This is a genomic window from Blautia acetigignens (genome assembly GCF_025566865.1).
In the GTDB taxonomy this organism is placed as follows: domain Bacteria; phylum Bacillota; class Clostridia; order Lachnospirales; family Lachnospiraceae; genus Blautia_A; species Blautia_A acetigignens.
Genome location: NZ_JAOQJM010000016.1, coordinates 68,234 through 85,926, shown reverse-complemented (window position 1 = coordinate 85,926; position 17,693 = coordinate 68,234). Strand labels below are relative to the sequence as shown.

Annotated in this window: 12 protein-coding genes; 11 read left to right on the top strand and 1 reads right to left on the bottom strand. The window is 43.2% G+C overall.

Features of this window, described 5'->3' with window-relative positions; translation table 11 throughout:
* The 9 genes from OCV70_RS15810 to OCV70_RS15770 all read left to right on the top strand — a co-directional run.
* Positions 1–507, top strand: a 507-nt coding sequence (locus OCV70_RS15810) for a fibronectin type III-like domain-contianing protein (RefSeq protein ID WP_262579862.1), incomplete at its 5' end; no start/stop codon positions are given.
* A gap of 9 nt (positions 508–516) precedes the next feature.
* On the top strand, positions 517–1,869 hold the full coding sequence (locus tag OCV70_RS15805; protein WP_117854328.1) for an MFS transporter: 1,353 nt from the start codon (positions 517–519) through the stop codon (positions 1,867–1,869).
* Between the two features lie 24 nt (positions 1,870–1,893).
* The gene (locus tag OCV70_RS15800) at positions 1,894–4,689 is read left to right on the top strand and encodes an alpha-L-rhamnosidase (RefSeq protein WP_117854329.1); all 2,796 of its coding nucleotides are present in this window, start codon (positions 1,894–1,896) and stop codon (positions 4,687–4,689) included.
* Positions 4,690–4,781: 92 nt separating this feature from the next.
* Positions 4,782–6,044 (top strand): MFS transporter, encoded by a 1,263-nt coding sequence (locus OCV70_RS15795; protein ID WP_178105361.1) that lies wholly within the window; start codon positions 4,782–4,784, stop codon positions 6,042–6,044.
* Between the two features lie 18 nt (positions 6,045–6,062).
* Positions 6,063–8,693, top strand: coding sequence for a family 78 glycoside hydrolase catalytic domain (locus tag OCV70_RS15790; protein ID WP_117854331.1), 2,631 nt, complete (start codon positions 6,063–6,065; stop codon positions 8,691–8,693).
* A gap of 109 nt (positions 8,694–8,802) precedes the next feature.
* On the top strand, positions 8,803–9,600 hold the full coding sequence (locus OCV70_RS15785; RefSeq protein ID WP_180210996.1) for an SGNH/GDSL hydrolase family protein: 798 nt from the start codon (positions 8,803–8,805) through the stop codon (positions 9,598–9,600).
* 118 nt (positions 9,601–9,718) lie between these two features.
* Positions 9,719–11,095, top strand: a complete 1,377-nt coding sequence (locus tag OCV70_RS15780) for an MFS transporter (RefSeq protein WP_117854333.1) — start codon at positions 9,719–9,721, stop codon at positions 11,093–11,095.
* Between the two features lie 23 nt (positions 11,096–11,118).
* Positions 11,119–13,374, top strand: a complete 2,256-nt coding sequence (locus tag OCV70_RS15775) for a beta-glucosidase (protein WP_117854334.1) — start codon at positions 11,119–11,121, stop codon at positions 13,372–13,374.
* A gap of 26 nt (positions 13,375–13,400) precedes the next feature.
* Positions 13,401–15,467, top strand: coding sequence for an oxidoreductase (locus tag OCV70_RS15770; RefSeq protein ID WP_117854335.1), 2,067 nt, complete (start codon positions 13,401–13,403; stop codon positions 15,465–15,467).
* A gap of 251 nt (positions 15,468–15,718) precedes the next feature.
* On the opposite strand, the gene OCV70_RS15765 is transcribed toward OCV70_RS15770, so the two are convergent.
* Entirely contained in the window at positions 15,719–15,910 is a 192-nt protein-coding gene (locus OCV70_RS15765) for a transposase (RefSeq protein WP_226818136.1), read from the bottom strand.
* A gap of 193 nt (positions 15,911–16,103) precedes the next feature.
* On the opposite strand from OCV70_RS15765, the gene OCV70_RS15760 reads away from it, so the two are divergent.
* Together OCV70_RS15760 and OCV70_RS15755 are read left to right on the top strand one after the other, a co-directional pair.
* Positions 16,104–16,301, top strand: coding sequence for a helix-turn-helix domain-containing protein (locus OCV70_RS15760; RefSeq protein WP_117854336.1), 198 nt, complete (start codon positions 16,104–16,106; stop codon positions 16,299–16,301).
* Positions 16,302–16,368: 67 nt separating this feature from the next.
* Positions 16,369–17,658: a tyrosine-type recombinase/integrase gene (locus OCV70_RS15755; protein WP_117854337.1), complete on the top strand. Its 1,290-nt coding sequence runs from the start codon at positions 16,369–16,371 to the stop codon at positions 17,656–17,658.
* Positions 17,659–17,693 lie beyond the last annotated feature (35 nt).

Sequence of the window (17,693 nt, the reverse complement as noted above, 5' to 3'; positions counted from 1 at the left end):
CTCTATGTCAGCGACAAAGACAGCACCGTGCCAAGAGCAGTGAAGGAACTGAAAGGGTTTGCGAAAGTATTTCTGAATCCGGGTGAGAAGAAGACGGTTACAATGGAGCTTTGTGCGAGAGATTTTGCTTACTACGAGACAAAGATTCACGACTGGTATACTCCGTCAGGTACATATGAGATCCAGATCGGACATGCCAGTGATGATATAAGAGAAACTGCCAAACTTTCATTTACTACAGATGTATCGCTGCCGTTTACTGTAGATATGACCACGACAATGGGAGAGTTAATGAGCCACCCGAAGACAGCAGGAAAAATGATGGAGTATCTTGAGGGGATATCACAGGGAGAAGAATCAAAGAAAGAAGAAGGAGAAGTAGAACTTGTGACTCCGGAAATTATAGCCCAGATGCCGCTGAAGTCATTTCTGAGTGTGATTCCAGGTGAAGCGATTGAACAGATGATTGTAGAGTTGAATTCTCTGTGTGCAGAAGAGGGAAAGTGAGAATAAAATATGAATCAAGATAAGATAAAAATGAGAGAAAAGCTGTCATTTGCAATGGCAAACTTTGGAAACATTCCGATTATGACACTGATCAACGGATATTTACTAATTTTTTATACCAATATATGCGGCTTGAGTCCTGCTGCATGTGCGACACTGTTCCTGATCGCACGCTTTCTAGATGCCATTAACGATCCGTTAGTTGGATTTATAATCGACCATCTTCCGACCAGAAAAATGGGACATTTCCGACCGACATTGATTCTGGGAACAATTCTGTGTAGCGTCAATTTCCTTCTGCTTTGGTTTGGACCTATGTTATCAACATCGGGGAAACTGGCAATCGCATATGTATCGTATATTCTGCTTGGTGTGTTGTTCCCAGTCATGGATATTTCGCTGAACAGTCTTCTGCCGGTTATGACAGAAGATATGAAAGAAAGGAACAGCTTAAGTACAATCAAAGGGCTTGCATATGTGATCGGGGCGCTTGTAATCGGTGTGGCAGCTCCACTTATTCTTGGAGATACTTCTAACAAACAGGGATATATTAATCTTGTTCTGATCATGACAGCAGTGATTTTTTTCTTCTCTATTATAGGAACCATGGGAGTAAAAGAACGTGTAAAACCACAGATGGAGAACAGCTATTCTGTAAAAGAATTATTCAAGATTCTCAGTCAGAAGCCGGTGTACATTACATTCCTTGCTGTACTGTTATATTCGATTGGAAGCAATATCGTGAATGCAGCAAATACATACTTTTATACATATATTTTTGAAGACCTGACGTTGGCGTCTATTATTACGCTTATTACATGTGTTGCTGTTTTTCCGGCTACAATGGTCATTGGTAATCTGATTGGAAGGTTTGGAAAGAAGAAAATGTATGCGATTGGACTTGCACTTGCAGGACTTGCACCAATCATCCGTCTGTTGGATGTGAGGAGCATTCCCCTTCTTATTGTCTCTGTATTGATTGCAGGAATAGGAGCCGGCTTTGCAGCACCTCTTAATTATGGAATACAGGCAGATAATACAGATTATATCGAAGTGTCTATGGGAATTAGGGCAGAAGGTGCTGTCGCATCTCTTTCCAGCTTTGTCTCCAAGTGTGCAATGGGAATCGGTGGTGCGATTCCGGGGTATCTGCTGCAGTTAGCAGGATTTGACAGTAAGGCGGCAGTACAGAATGACGATGTGATTAATGTGATCGTCCTCTGTGTGCTAATATTGCCGGCAATCGTAAATGTGGTGGCCATTGTGATCTTCTCAAAAGGTTATCCTATTACCAAGGAAAAATTGAATGAGCAGACATATCTGTTGAGGGAGAAACGGTCAAAAGCGGGAACAAGTGAATAAGAATGATAGAGAAGGAGTATCAGCATGGGAAAGATTTATGCGGCAAAAACAAATCATATCACAAATCCGATAGGGTTTAATATGGATACTATTGCATTTTCATGGAAAGTGAAAGGATGCAGGGGACAGAACCAGAAACATGCAAGGATTGTAATCAGCAAGAATAAAACCTTTACAGATATCTGTTACGATACAGGTGAAACAGAGTTGGACAGCCTCTCTACAAGAGTAGAATTTGAAATACAGCCGTATACAAGATATTACTGGAAGGTCATTGTTGCAACAGATGTAGAGGAAGTAATCGAATCAGATGTACAGTTTTTTGAGACTGCCAAAATGGATGAACCATGGACTGGAAGATGGATTACTTGTGACAGCAGTCAGGAACGTCATCCGATTTTTTCAAAAAGGATTGAACCGAAAAAAAAAGTGAAAAGAGCAAGGTTGTACATTTGCGGTCTGGGATTGTATGAGGCATATTTTCTGGGGGAAAGCAAAGAAAATCCTGAGAAAATCGGTGATGAGTATCTGACTCCGTACTGCAATAATTATGACCAGTGGATCCAGTATCAGACGTATGACATCACGAAACAGGCAGAACAAGGCGGTGTGCTGTCTGTTCTTCTCGGGAACGGCTGGTATAAAGGCAGGTTCGGTTTCAATGATCCGGAGCGGGAAGCATATTACGGTGACGAGTGGAAGCTGATTGCGGAGATTCACATAGAGTACAAAGACGGAACGAAAGATGTGATCAGTTCTGATGAAACCTGGTCAGTTACAAGAAGCAATTTGTGGTTTTCCAATATCTATGACGGTGAGAGAAGAGATGATACGCTGCCGCCGGTAGAGGAGTCTCCTGCGCGGATCGCAAAGGTTCCGAAAGGCCGGCTTATGGAACGGTTATCTCTTCCGGTTAAGGTACAGGAGGAGATGAAGCCGGCAGAACTGATCCATACGCCTGCTGGAGAAGATGTATTTGATCTGGGGCAGGAGATCGCAGGGATCTTCCGACTGCGTGTACATGAGCCGGCGGGGACAACTATCAGGATTCAGACGGGAGAGGTGCTTCAGGACGGATGTTTCTATAACGAGAATTTAAGAACTGCACTTTCGGAGTACATTTATGTTTCTGATGGTACAGAAAAGGTGATTACGCCTCATTTTACATACTATGGCTATCGATATGTGAAAGTGACCGGGATTAGGGATCTTTCATGTGAGGATTTCACGGCGCTTGTTCTTTACAGCGATTATGAGAGCATCGGGGCAATCGAGACAGGGAATGATCTTGTGAACAAATTGATCTCCAATATCGAATGGGGGATGAAAGGAAACTTCCTGGATGTGCCTACAGACTGCCCGCAAAGAGATGAGAGAATGGGCTGGACAGGGGATGCACAGGTATTTTCTGCGACTGCAAGCTATCTGGCTGATACCTACGCGTTTTACCGGAAATATTTATATGACATGTATCAGGAACAGCTTCTGGCGGACGGAATGGTTCCGGAGATTGTCCCCACATTCGGACCGACAAAATGTTCCTGCGCATGGGGAGACGCTGCGTGTATCATTCCGTGGAACGTATATCTGTTCAGCGGGGACAAAACAATCCTGGAAAGCCAGATTGAGAGCATGAAGGCATGGGTTGATTATATTCGCAGGATTGACGGAGATCATCACGGATGGAGACAGATCTTCCATTATGGAGACTGGCTGGCTCTCGACCGTACAGGCGCTGCCGCGAACAGTGTGTACGGGGCGACCGATGAAGCATATATCGCGGATATCTACTATGCGGCAAGCGCCCAGACAGTCGCAAAGGCGGCGGACGTGCTTGGACTGGAAGAAACGAGACAGGAATATCAGGAAATCGCAGACCGTCAGTGGCGGGCAGTGAAAGAAGAATATTTTACTTCCACAGGAAGATGTGCGGTGAAGACGCAGACAGGGCTTATCCTTGCGCTGAAGTATCATCTGTCTGAAAATGAAGAACTGACAAAGCAGATGATGAAAAAACTCCTCCGGGACAACAAAAATAAACTGAATACCGGGTTTGTGGGTACGCCGCTTCTGTGCAACGTGCTGACAGACCACGGGATGACGGATGCGGCGTACCGGCTGCTTTTGAACGAAGAATATCCGGGTTGGCTTTATGAAGTGAAGCTGGGGGCAACGACCGTGTGGGAGCGTTGGAATTCACTGGATGAGAACGGCCATGTCTCCAGCACGGGAATGAACAGCCTGAATCATTATTCATATGGCGCCGTACTGGAATGGATCTTCCGCCATGCGGCCGGGATTGATGTGACGGAACAGAGTCCGGGAGGCCGGGTGATGCGGATCAGCCCGAAAGTGAATCGCGGACTGGGATATGTAAAAGCGGTTTATGATTCAGCATGCGGATGCTATCAGTGCGGTTGGGAGATATCAGGGGATAATAAAATCACTGTCACTGTTACAGTTCCGTTTGGCGGAAGGGCAGAAGTGGTTCTTCCACTTGCGCCGGAATCTGTATATGAAGATAAAGAAAACCCACTGTTTGAAGATGTAGAAAACGGAATTTGCCGTGTGAAAGCCGGAGAATATGAAGTCACTTATGAGGCGTCACAGCCTTTAAAGAGGAAATACAGCATAGATTCGACAATGGAAGAACTGCTGAACCATCCGGATATTCGCGCGTTTCTTTCTCAAATGATGGAAGTGGATATGATTCCGGATATTGCATATGGACTTTCGCTTAGAGATGTCGCGAAAACATTCGCAGGAGAAATCAAACCAGAGGAAGCACAGATGCTGGATATTGCACTGGCAAACTTCTAATAAGGAGCAGAGAGATGAAGAAAGAAAATTAGAAAGTAAAATTATCTGAAAAAATAGGGATGTTGATGGTATGTGCAGGAAACATACCGCTTATGACACTTTTATCCGTATATTTTATGATCTATTACACAACTGTGGTGGGACTGGATCCCAAGGCGCTTGCGACCTTGTTTTTAATCTCTAAGGTAATGGATGGAATCAGCGATCCTGTCATGGGCTTTATTCTGGATAGATTTCCCGTAACAAAAATGGGAAAATTTCGCCCTATGCTGATTCTGGGAACCATTATCTGTGTCATAAACTATATTCTGCTGTGGTTTGGCGCTGTCTGGAGTCCTGTAGGAAAATATGTGATCGTTTATGTTACCTATTTGCTGTTGGGATGGACCTTTGATATCATGGACATCTCCAAAAACAGTCTTCTTCCGGTTATGACTACAGATGATAAAGAAAGAAACAGCCTGTCTCTTTTCAACGCATTAGGATCGATGATTGGAGGAGCGGTGATTGGAGTATTAGGACCTGTTATAGTAGCAGATGGAAAACTGGAAAGTTATTATGTATTAATCTTCGGATCTATGGCTCTGACGCTCGTTCTTTCCATCTCAGGTGCACTCAGTGTTAAAGAACGTGTGGAGTTCGGGGAAAATAATGAGGAAAAGTACAGTTTAAAAGAGATGCTTCAATTTCTGAGATATAAGCCTATATGGGCAGCGTTTGCAGCTACTTTAATAGTAGGGACAGGAAGTTCAATAGCTGGCGGAGCAGGAGCATATTTTTATACATATGTTTTAGGGGATATGAAACTGATGTCGGGAGTTTCTATTATTGGCTTAATTGCATCACTGGTTGGAATTGTGATGGGACCATATCTTGCCAATCGGTTTGGGAAAAAGAAAGTTTACCTGACCGCGGTCATAATATCGACAGCGCTTAACCTGCTTCGACTGCTGGATGTGACGTCTATGATTTTAATATATATCAGCGCTCTTATCGGAGGTGTGGCAGGAGGATGGATGGTTCCGGTCAGTACCAGCATACAGGCGGACAATACCACTTATGTACAGTATAAAACGGGTAAACGGGCGGAAGCAGCCATCGCTTCACTCACATCCTTTGTCAGTAAGGTCGCGCAGGGGCTGGGAGGAGCAATTCCAGGGTATGTGATCGCAGCATATGGATTTGTTACCGGCGCATCTGTCCAACCTGAGAGTATCAATACAGGCATTATCCTGTGCGCATTGATCCTGCCGCTGATATTTGGAATATTAGGGTCGCTTATCTTTGGCACACAGTATACGCTGGATCAGAAAGCAGTAATAGAGATGGACGCTAAAATCAACAGGAATAACTAATCCGGCAGGGAGGTTGCTATGGAGCTTACAAGACTTAAGGTAAACAGTCAATACAGACCATGCGTGGACGAAGTACCTTATTTTTCATGGGTGATCATCAGTGACAAAAAGAATGTGATGCAGACATCCTATCATATTACAGTGACAAGTCTGGGAGAAGTAGTGTGGGATTCCGGGGTGATAGAAAGTGATAAAAGCACTTTTGTAGAGTACAACGGGAAACCATTGAAAAGTCTCAGTGACTATAGCTGGACAGTGAAAGTGACGGTTAATAACGGAGAAAAGGCGGCGGCATCCTCATCCTTTGAGACGGGATTTATGAAGAAAGAATGGACGGCCGAGTGGGTGAAATCTCCGTTCCCGATGAAAAAGGTAAAACCTGGAACCGGCGGGCAGAATCCGGCAGAATATTTCCGCAAAGAATTTGACGCACGAGACGGTATAAAACGGGCACGCGTCTATGCCACATGCCACGGAGCATATCAGCTCAGCGTGAACGGAATACGTCCGGACGACAGAGAGTTTGCTCCGGAATTTACCGTCTATTCTAAATATCTGTGTTACCAGACTTATGATGTGACTCCATTCTTGAGAGAGGGAAGAAATGTCATAGGAATGTTAGTGGGGGACGGCTGGTATGACAGTGCGAACTTTAAACCGAGAAGCAGGAAGTTTAAAGCCGAACATTCTGTGTTATTTCAGATAAAGATTGATTATGAAGACGGAACGAGTGAAATTGTTCTGTCCGATGATGCTGTGAAGGTTTCGGAAAGTCCGGTCCGGTCTTCCGATTTGTTTGCAGGCGAACTCTATGACGCACGGATGGAACAGGAAAACTGGAACTGCTGCGGATTCGATGACAGCAGCTGGAAAGCAGGTATCCCATGCGGAAAATCTTACGCGAACCTGGTAGCTCAGTACGGGGAACCGGTGCGCCCGGTAAAGGAAGTACCGGCAGTCGGAATGACAGTCAGCCCGAAAGACGAGACGATCATTGACTTCGGGCAGAATCTGGCGGGGGTTCTGCGCGTAAAAGCGAAACTGCCTGCCGGAACAAAAATGGTATTAGATCATTTTGAAACTCTGGATCAATATGGAAACTATTTCAATAATATTTTCATGTCAGAGAAAACAGGACACAAACAAAGCGATATTTATATTTCAAAAGGGAAATTTACAGAATATATACCGCATTTTACATATCACGGTTTCCGCTATGTGAGAGTGACATGCAATCAGCCGGTGAGTCCGGAGGATTTCACAGCGATTGTCCTGTCTTCTGACAATGAGGATCTGGGAACTTTTGAGACGTCCAACGAAGATATAAACCGGCTTTACGAAAATACAAGATGGTCTCAGCGGTCGAATCTGTTCTCAATCCCCACGGACTGTCCGCAGAGAGAAAAAGGCGGATGGACCGGAGATATCCAGATTTATGCAAGAACAGCCATGCTCAACGAAAATGTAACCCCGTTTCTGACAAGATGGCTGCGTAATATGACCTGCAGCCAGCAGAAAAACGGAGCGATTCCCAATGTGATCCCCCTTACCGGAATCTATGAATTACTGGAGAAACTGAATCGGATCGTATACCGCAATTTTGAACCGGTGGGAGAAGCGGGATGGGGAGATGCCGCTTGTATCGTACCGTGGAGCATGTATCAGCTTACAGGAAATATCAGGATACTGAGAGAGCAGTATGACACAATGAAAAAGTGGTGCGACTATATCATCAACACTGCAAAGAAGCGTAGAGGCAAGATGAAACATCCAAAAGAAATTGACCAGTATCTGTGGAATACAGGACATCAGTACGGGGAGTGGCTCATACCGAGCCAGACAGTAGACGGAGCAGACCAAAGCGCTGCAAAACCTATCAATACTTCTGTATACTGCGCGCCAATCTTTGGATGGAATTCCTGTCGGATCATGGCAGATACAGCAGCACTCCTCGGGCATACATCAGACGAATTATACTATGATGACATTGCGTCCAGAATGAAATCTGCCATTCAAAAAGGACTGATCGATGATGATGGGAAGATGCCTCTTGATTTTATGGGCAGTTATGTGCTGGCAATCGCATTTGATCTTGCTCCTGAAAGGAAGAAAAAAAGTATCGCCGGACATTTGATCCGCAAGATAGAAGAAAACGGGGATTGTCTGGATACAGGATTCCTGACGACACCGTATCTGCTGGATGCACTCTGTAAGATCGGCAGGATGGACAAGGCATATAAAATCCTGCTCCAGACAAAGTGCCCGTCATGGCTTTATGAGGTGAAGCAGGGAGCGACAACAATCTGGGAAAATTACATTTCTTACAAGGAGGACGGGTCTCCGGTTATGACAAGCCTGAACCATTATGCCTTTGGATGCGTGGACGACTGGATGTTCCGGAAGATAAGCGGCATTGATATGGCTGCTTCCGGATTTAAGAAGATTGTGATTGCGCCGGAGCCGAATAATGCGTTTACAAGTGCAAAACGTACCTATATGAGTGAGTACGGTAAAGTAGGGGCAGAGTGGAGTATGGAAGAGGGGAAATTTAAATTGAAAGTGGAGATTCCCTGTAACACAACTGCCACTGTAAAACTGCCGGATGGCAGATTGTATGAGGTGGGGAGCGGAATATATCAGTTTGAATAAAAGTATCAAAGGAAATAAAATGACAGTATTTGTGAGAACTGACCGGCAAAAGCAGACGGTCAGTTTTTCTTAATACGAAAGTTGAAAATAATACGAGGAGTTTAGGATTATGAAAAAGAAAATATTGAAGATTACCTTAAGTGTCGTTTTAATTTTGATTCTGGCTGTGGGTATAGGTCTGGCATATTTAGTAGGGGCGGCAGGCGGTGGTGGACCGTTTGATTTTGTTTGGAAGAACAAACTGAAAAAAATGCCAGGAAACGCAGAAAAATATAGTCTGGAAAATGTAGAACCCTTAGAAAACAGTCCGCTTGAAGGAAAGCGTATTTGCTATCTTGGATCGTCTGTAACTTTAGGGCTGTACTCAATGGATGTTTCCTTTGTAGATTATATCTCTTATAGAAATGGCTGTGAGTATGTAAAAGAGGCCGTAAGTGGTACTACTTTAGTGGATAACGGAAAGACGTCTTATATCCAGAGGATGAAAAATAATATCGGTACAGATGAGAAATTCGATGCATTTGTCTGCCAGCTTTCCACGAATGACGCGTCGAAGGAAATGCCGATAGGAGAACTCAGCCGTTCAGAAAATTTGGAAGATTTTGATACACAGACGATAACAGGAGCAATGGAATATATCATTGTATATGCAAAGCAGACATGGAATTGTCCCGTGATCTTTTATACTGGAACAAAATATGACAGTAAACAGTATCAGCAGATGGTAGATGTATTATTTGAGCTTCAGGATAAATATGGAATAGGCGTGATCGACCTTTGGAATGACGAGGAGATGAATGACGTTTCTGAAAAAGAATATGAAGTTTATATGGCAGATCCGGTTCATCCGACGCAGGCAGGATATCTGGAATGGTGGACGCCTAAGATGGAAGAATATTTATATTAATTTTTAGAAAGATGATTATTATATTAAGTTTCGTCGGTAAACCGCTTATATATCGTTGGTGATTTGCCCTTTGGGATTATTTATAATTGAATCAAACAATGAAAGGACGGATAACGAAATGGAAAATGCAGTTACAAAAAGAGAAAAAATCAGTTATGGTTTGTATTTTATGGGACAGAATGTATTCTATGGACTGATAGGATATATGACTACATATTTTACAGATATCGGCATAACGGCAGCATTGGTTGCGATCGTGGCGCTGATCACGAAAGTGTGGGATGCCATCAACGATCCGATCTTCGGTATGATCATGGATAAGGTAAATTTTAAGAAAGGGAAATTCCTGCCGTGGCTTCAAATATCTGTCATAGCGATTCCGGTGGCGACCATTCTTCTTTTTACAATACCTACCGGGATTCCCATGATGGCTAAAATCATATGGGCAACACTTGCTTATATGTTATGGGATACAGCCTATACCCTTTGTGATGTGCCGATTTTTGGTATTGTCACCACGATGACAACGGACCAGAAGGAACGTATTTCACTAAACAGTATAGGAAGGATGTTTGTTATTTTTGCAGGTATTGTTACAGGAATTGTCCTGCCGTTGGTACGGCAGCGGTTAGGCGGCTGGGCGACAACAGTAATTGTGTTATCTCTTTTGTCAGTTGTTATGATGATTCCAATCTGTCTGTTCGCAAAGGAGAGAGTAATTGAAAAAGAAAGAGCACTGGACGAAGGGGCAGAAGATAGTTATACGCTGCGCGATATGGCAGAATGTCTGCGAAAGAACAAATATTTATTGATTTTCTTTGCGGCTCCGCTCATCAGCAGCCTGCTTAATGTTGGTGCAAATTGGGGCTTATATGTTGCCCGGTACTGCCTTGGCGGTGAAGAAGCTGCCTCATATGTTTCGATGACGGTGATTATTCCAACCTTAATCGGTGCGGTTATGGCAGTAGAATTATGCAAGAAATATGACAAATTTAAAGTCTTCTATATTTCATATGTTTTCGCTTTACTTCTGGGAATTGTAAGATTCATTGCTGGGTATGAGAATATGACGGTGTATGTGACTTTAAATGCCTTAGGAGGAATTCCGCTGGGAATAGCAGTTATACTGCAGTATCAGTTTACGCCGGACTGCTACGAGTATGGACAGTACAAGACAGGATTAAAAATGCGTGGTGTAACGTTTGCAGCGCAGACATTTTTTACAAAATTAAATGGAGCGGTCGCAACAGCAGTCAGTGTGTTTGCGTTAACTTTAATCGGCTTCCGGGAAGGAGAAGGCGTTGTTCAGGCGGCAGGATTTGCCGATAAATTATGGACATTCAGCTGTCTTGGCAGCATTATCGGGGGGATTTGCACTCTGCTTATGCTTCGCCTTTACAAGCTTAATGACCATGATGTCCAGCTGATGGCAAAATGCAACAATGGTGAGATTAGCCGTGAAGAGGCAGAGTCACAGATGATCAATCAGTATTAAGAAAAGAATGGAGGACTTTTGCGATGGACAGAATAAAGGAACTGATTTCAAAAATGACGCTGGAAGAGAAGGCAAGTCTCTGCTCGGGCGCTGATAACTGGCATACGAAAGAAATCAAACGACTGAACATTCCGTCAGTTATGATGGTGGACGGCCCTCACGGACTGAGAAAGCAGGAAGGGGAAACGGATCATCTGGGATTGAATGAAAGTGTGAAGGCCGTTTGTTTCCCAGCAGCCTGTGCAACAGCCTCCAGCTTCGATGTTGACCTGATGGAACGGATGGGAGAGACGCTGGGAGCGGAGTGTCAGGCCGAGAATGTAAGCATGCTGCTTGGCCCGGCGGTGAATATTAAAAGGAGCCCGTTATGCGGGCGGAACTTTGAGTATCTGTCGGAGGATCCATATCTGGCAGGTAGGATGGCATCGGCATATATCCGCGGAGTACAGAGTCAGGGCGTGGGGACAAGCATTAAGCACTTCGCACTGAATAACCAGGAAACACTCCGTATGACGATATCTTCCGAGGTGTCAGAACGTGCGCTCAGGGAAATCTACCTGCCTGCGTTTGAGGAAGCGGTGAAAGAATCAGCTCCAAGAACCGTCATGTGTAGCTACAACAAAATAAATGGAGAATATGCTTCGGAAAACAGATATCTTCTGACAGATATCCTGAGAAAAGAATGGGGATACAAAGGCTGCGTCGTCAGTGACTGGGGCGCTGTAAATAACCGTGTGAAAGGACTGCAGGCCGGACTGGATCTGGAGATGCCTTATTCCGGAGGATACAATGACAGACAGATTGTGAAAGCAGTACAGGAGGGAAGACTGGACGAAGCTGTGCTGGATGAAGCGGTGGAGCGGGTATTGAATGTTGTATTTGCCGGTGAAGAGCAGCATTGTCCGGAAATTATATCTGATAAGGAAACAGATCATAAAAAAGCAGCGGATATTGAGACGGAATGTGCGGTCCTGCTAGAAAATAACGGTATACTTCCGTTGAATACAGACAGAAAGGTTGCCTATATAGGGGAATTTGCCGAAAAGCCGCGGTATCAGGGCGGCGGCTCCAGCCATATCAATCCGTTCAGGGTCGTTTCGGCATTAGATGCTGCCGGAGAAAAAGGGCGTAGCGTGACTTATGCAAAAGGATTTTCTATGGAAAATGACGCGATGACGGAACAAGAGCTAGAAAAAGCGCTTCGGACTGCTGCAGAAGCAGACGTCGCGGTGATCTTTGCCGGTCTGCCTGAGATATTTGAGTCGGAAGGGTATGACAGAACATCTATGAAGCTGCCCCAATGCCAGGACCGTCTGATCGAAGAAGTGTTGAAAGTACAGCCTAATGTTGTAGTTGTACTCCACAATGGAAGCCCGGTAGAACTGCCCTGGGCTGATAAAGTAAGCGCGATCCTTGAAATGTATCTCGGAGGTCAGGGCGTTGGCGAAGCCTGTGACTGGCTGTTATACGGAGAAGCGAATCCGTCCGGCAGGCTGGCGGAGACATTCCCGTACCGGCTGGAAGATAATCCGAGCTACCTTCATTTCCCAGGAAATGGAAAGCGGGTGTTATATGGTGAGGATATCTTTGTCGGGTACCGCTATTATGATACAAAGAAGGTTCCGGTGCGGTATGCATTCGGACATGGGCTGTCTTACACGGAATTTGCTTATGAGGACTTGAATTTGTCATCGGCTCAAATGACGGATGAGGATATCCTGACGGTCTCCTTCAAGGTGAAAAATACAGGAAAGACAGAAGGAAAAGAAGTCGTACAGCTGTACGTGGCTGACCTGTGCGGCATATCGGAGAGACCGGTCAAGGAATTGAAAGGATTTGCCAAAGTTCATCTCCTGCCGGGAGAGGAAAAAACGGTGTCGATGGAAATTTTGGCGAGGGATCTTTCCTATTATGAAGAACGTCTCGGGGACTGGTATGCGCCATCCGGAACATACCGGATCCTGATCGGCCATGCTTCTGATGACATCCGATTACATGCTGATATTGTATTTGAAACACAGAAAGAACTGCCCCTTCGCGTAGATTTCACAACAACGTTCGGAGAATTATTGGATCATACGAAAACCGCTCCCGTTATTACGGAACTGCTGGCTCCATTGGCAGCAGCAGCCGCATCAGCAGAAGGTATGAGTGACGAATACAAGAAGCTGGGAGAGCAAGTTATCCGGGAAATGCCGATGAAATCTCTGCTGGGACAGATGCCGGGAGAACAGGTGGAACAGCTGATCGGTCAGTTGAATTGCTTACTTGCACAATAGGATAATTGAGGAAGGATGTTCAAAAAATGAAAAAAGAACACGAAATTTTATTTGAACCATTTAAAATTGGAACGGTAATGATTAAAAACCGTTTTGTTTTGGAACCAATGGAAGGTACAAACATGATAGACTGCTTACCTATTTTTAAAATTGGTGAGGATATCTATGATTATTATGTGGAGCGTGCAAAGAATCATGTAGGTTTAATTATTCCCGGAATGGTTACTCTGCGTAGTATGGTGGGGAAACAGTGGCTTTATGAGCAGAAAGAAATATTCGAAGGACTAAAGCCGCTTTTAGCAGAAATTCATAGTTACGGTGCAAAAGTGTTTTTGCAGATTGGTGCAGGATGGGGACGAACATTTACCATGCCGCTGGCATTAAAGGAACTTTATGAAAAAGAGAAGGAAACCGGACAAAAGTCCATGTTTGACTGGGATAATCTTCTTGTAGCCCCTAGTGAACTGCCTAACCGTTGGCTTCCAGAAATTATACATAGACCACTGACGGAAGGAGAAATTCTTGAGTATGTGGATGCCTATGGTAAGACAGCCAAACTTTGTATGGAGACAGGGTTTGACGGTGTGGAAGTGCATGCCGTGCATGAAGGCTATCTGCTGGATCAGTTTACAACGAAGTATACGAATCGGAGAACAGATCAGTATGGGGGGACTTTTGATAACCGCTACAGGTTTGCGAAAGAAGTTGTAGAGGAGATTAAGCGACAGTGCGGTGACACATTCCCTGTATCCCTTCGGTATTCCGTAACCAGTAAGACAATCGGCTTTGGTATCGGGGCAGTTTATGGTGAGAAATTTACAGAAGCCGGCAGAGATCTTGAGGAAGGGCTGAAAGCCGCAAAATATCTTCAGGATGCAGGATATGACATGCTTAATGCGGACAATGGGACTTACGATTCATGGTACTGGGCGCATCCGCCTGTATATATGCCTTTAAACTGTAACATGGCGGAGGTGACACGATTAAAAGAAGTGGTAGAAATTCCTGTGGTATGTGCAGGAAGAATGCAGCCGGATGAAGCTTCAGCATCTATATCAGAAGGAAAACTGGATGCTATGGGAATCGGACGTCAGTTCCTGGCGGATCCGGAATATATTGTAAAACTGGAACAGGAGAAATTTAGCGACATTCTTCCTTGCATTGCATGTCATAATGCATGTCTTCCGATTTATCATTATGAAGGCGTTGGCTGTGAAATCGATGAAGAGGATGGAAAAACACAAGGGCATTGTGCGTTGAACCCTAGGACATTCTGTGAGCAGAAATATGATTTTGAGAAAAAAGCAGCTGTAACGAAAAGTATTGCGGTCATCGGCGGGGGTATCGCTGGGATGACTGTAGCCCGAATTGCGGCAATACGAGGTCATGAGGTAACTATTTATGAAAAGAGTGACCGGCTCTGTGGTGTGTTTAATGCTGCAGCAGCACCTGAATTCAAAGAAAAAGATAAAGAATTTATAAGATGGATTCAACAAGAAATAGAAAGCCTGCCGATTAAAGTGGAATACAACTGTGAAATTACAACTCTGGCTGAGCTGACAGAAGATGAAATTATCATTGCTACGGGCGCAAAACCTAGAAAGCTAGATGTTCCGGGACAGGAAAAAGCTATTGAAGCAACGGAATATCTGCTGGGGAGAAAAGTAGGAAAGGACGTCGCTGTAATCGGCGGAGGTTTGACGGGCTGCGAGATTGCCTATGACCTTGTGCTGAAAGGAAAACGACCGGTTATTGTGGAAATGGCAGACGATATTTTAAAGACCAAGGGACTCTGCATGGCAAACTCCAGTTGTATGAGAGACTTATTGCGGTATTATGAAGTTCCTATTTATAAAAACGCAAAGCTCTTAGAAATCATTGAAAATGGAATTGTTATTGAGACAGCGGAAAAGACAATACAGTTGGAATGCGACGACGTGATAATGAGCTGTGGTTATATGCCAGACACGAGGCTTGTTGACGGCGGAACACAACAGGGGAAAACGAATATTCATATAGTCGGCGATGTTAAAAAGGTTGGAAATTTGAAAACAGCAATCTGGGAGGCTTATGATTTAGCATTTTCTTTGTAAGATTAAACTCTTAAGCGGACAAAGAGGCTTTTAATATATTATAGAAACACTGCTATAAGAATTATTGATACCATTAGGCTGTCGATTTTTGAGGGATGTCATATACAGAATTATACTGACTAATATTAAGTTTTAATCGGTATTTCAATTTGTGTGATGTAATCATCAAAGGAGTCAATGAAGAGTTCATTGATTCCTTTTTCATATGCAAAATCGCAAAATGTAATACCATGCTTGTTGGGCCGGCTCTATCAAAGATGATAAGCCCTTTTTCCTGTCTCAGAAACCTGGATAGGACTTAGATTTCTTACCCAGTTTAAGATAGTTGACTTTGCTACGCCATATTCACTTGATAACTGAGGAAATGAGTAATTTCCTGTATTGTACAAATCCACAATTTGTTGCTTAAACTCTTGTGTGTACTTCTTTTGGTTTTTTGCCATGTTGAACAGCTCCTTTACATTATTATGATTATTATAGGCTATTCAACTTTTTATGTCTATGGTTATATACTAACACCAATAAAAGCCAAAAGAGAAGGCATAACAAGACAGGAAGCAATAGAAAAAATATTGGCATTACGGGAGAATGGTACATTGTAGTAGTTGAATTTGATATGTGAAAGGAAATGTAGGTATGAGAAAAAAGAACGATATAAAGGAGGAAAATGGGAAACTTCTTCTTTCAGTAAAAGAAACCTGTGAATTAACTGGGTTATCTGAAAAAACAGTTCGTACTATAATGGCTGAAAATGATTTCTGCGTCCGAATTGGGCGCAGAACACTTGTACACAGAAAAAAATTTGAACACTGGTTGGAGGAACAGGACACTTGAATATTTTTTTAGAACGTGTTAATATTCTGATGTACTTGAAATCTGGCCTGGAAAGGATGAATACAGTATGGGAAAATCTTTGAAAGGCAAAGAATTAGGAAGTGGACTTTCGCAAAGGAAGGACGGACGTTATCAAGCCAAATATTATATACCAGGTTCCCCGAAACCCAAATATTTATATGATAGAAATTTGGCAAAACTAAAGAAAAAACGTGATCTGGAAAAAGCAAAATACATTCTGGGTTATAATGATAAAGCGAAAAAATATAAAGTTTCTGAATGGTTTGATGTATGGATGAAACTTTACAAAATTGGGCGAATTAAAGCTAATACGGTTCGTGGATATGTAGATGGATTTGAGCGGGGTGCAGATTTTATTGGCGCTGTGAGGCTTGATTGCCTCACACCTTCTCATATCTACAATATGGTTGAAGGAATGCAAAACGATGGCTATGCGGAATCATCAGTTGTCCATACTTTATCAATTGTAAAGCAATTACTTCAAAGTGCGGTAGATAATCAAATGATTCCAATGAATCCCTGTAAAGGGATTGCAATAGAAAAATCCGAAAAAGTAACAGTTGATCCAATATTGGAGGATGAAAGCAAAATACTTCAACCAGAGGAAATTAAAACATTTCTTGATGCAGCAAAAAACACGAGATATTATGAACTATTTTATATTATTTTGAATACTGGAATGCGTATTGGCGAAATTACAGCACTTTGCTGGTCTGATATTGATTTTGAATGTCATCGAATTCGTGTATATAAAACACTGAATAGAACGACGATTTATTTTGATGAAGGAAAAAATCGATTAGAAAAACCAGAGTCAGTTAAACAGATAACGACGCCTAAGAAAAAGGCAAGTTATCGTTGGATTCCTATGACAGAGGGTGTTGAATTGGCATTTCACTCTTGGGAGAAAAAGCAGATTGCGGATAAAGAAAAAAGCGGATCATCATGGGGAAAGGAAAATCCTTTCCTCAAAGATTTTCCGGATCTGGTATTCACAACACAACCAGGAGGGGTTTTTCTTCCTCAATATGCAAACGCGGAATGTTCACGTATTATAAGCATAATTGAAAAAAAAGAGATCGAATTAGCTGAAAAAGAAAATAGGGAACCTCGTCTTTATGAGGTATATCCCCATAAATTTCGGCATACGTTCGTCACCAAACTGAATGAGTCTAATATGTCTCCATTTACGGTGAGTAAGATTGTGGGACATACAAGCGTAAATATGACGAACTATTATACACATCTGGAACAGGATTATGTGGCAGATGAATTTAGAAAATTTGCTGCAAAATACGATGAGGGAAAAGTTCCGGCGGTGCCAGAAAAAGAATAAAGGAAAATTATGAAGAATACTACTGATAACATACA

Excerpts from the sequence above, each read along its gene's own strand:
- OCV70_RS15780 (WP_117854333.1), top strand. The coding sequence starts at position 9,719 with ATGGAAAATGCAGTTACAAAAAGAGAAAAAATCAGTTATGGTTTGTAT.
- OCV70_RS15760 (WP_117854336.1), top strand. The coding sequence starts at position 16,104 with ATGAGAAAAAAGAACGATATAAAGGAGGAAAATGGGAAACTTCTTCTT.
- OCV70_RS15790 (WP_117854331.1), top strand. The coding sequence starts at position 6,063 with ATGGAGCTTACAAGACTTAAGGTAAACAGTCAATACAGACCATGCGTG.
- OCV70_RS15765 (WP_226818136.1), bottom strand. The coding sequence starts at position 15,910 with ATGGCAAAAAACCAAAAGAAGTACACACAAGAGTTTAAGCAACAAATT.
- OCV70_RS15785 (WP_180210996.1), top strand. The coding sequence starts at position 8,803 with ATGAAAAAGAAAATATTGAAGATTACCTTAAGTGTCGTTTTAATTTTG.
- OCV70_RS15795 (WP_178105361.1), top strand. The coding sequence starts at position 4,782 with ATGACACTTTTATCCGTATATTTTATGATCTATTACACAACTGTGGTG.
- OCV70_RS15770 (WP_117854335.1), top strand. The coding sequence starts at position 13,401 with ATGAAAAAAGAACACGAAATTTTATTTGAACCATTTAAAATTGGAACG.
- OCV70_RS15800 (WP_117854329.1), top strand. The coding sequence starts at position 1,894 with ATGGGAAAGATTTATGCGGCAAAAACAAATCATATCACAAATCCGATA.
- OCV70_RS15775 (WP_117854334.1), top strand. The coding sequence starts at position 11,119 with ATGGACAGAATAAAGGAACTGATTTCAAAAATGACGCTGGAAGAGAAG.
- OCV70_RS15805 (WP_117854328.1), top strand. The coding sequence starts at position 517 with ATGAATCAAGATAAGATAAAAATGAGAGAAAAGCTGTCATTTGCAATG.
- OCV70_RS15755 (WP_117854337.1), top strand. The coding sequence starts at position 16,369 with ATGGGAAAATCTTTGAAAGGCAAAGAATTAGGAAGTGGACTTTCGCAA.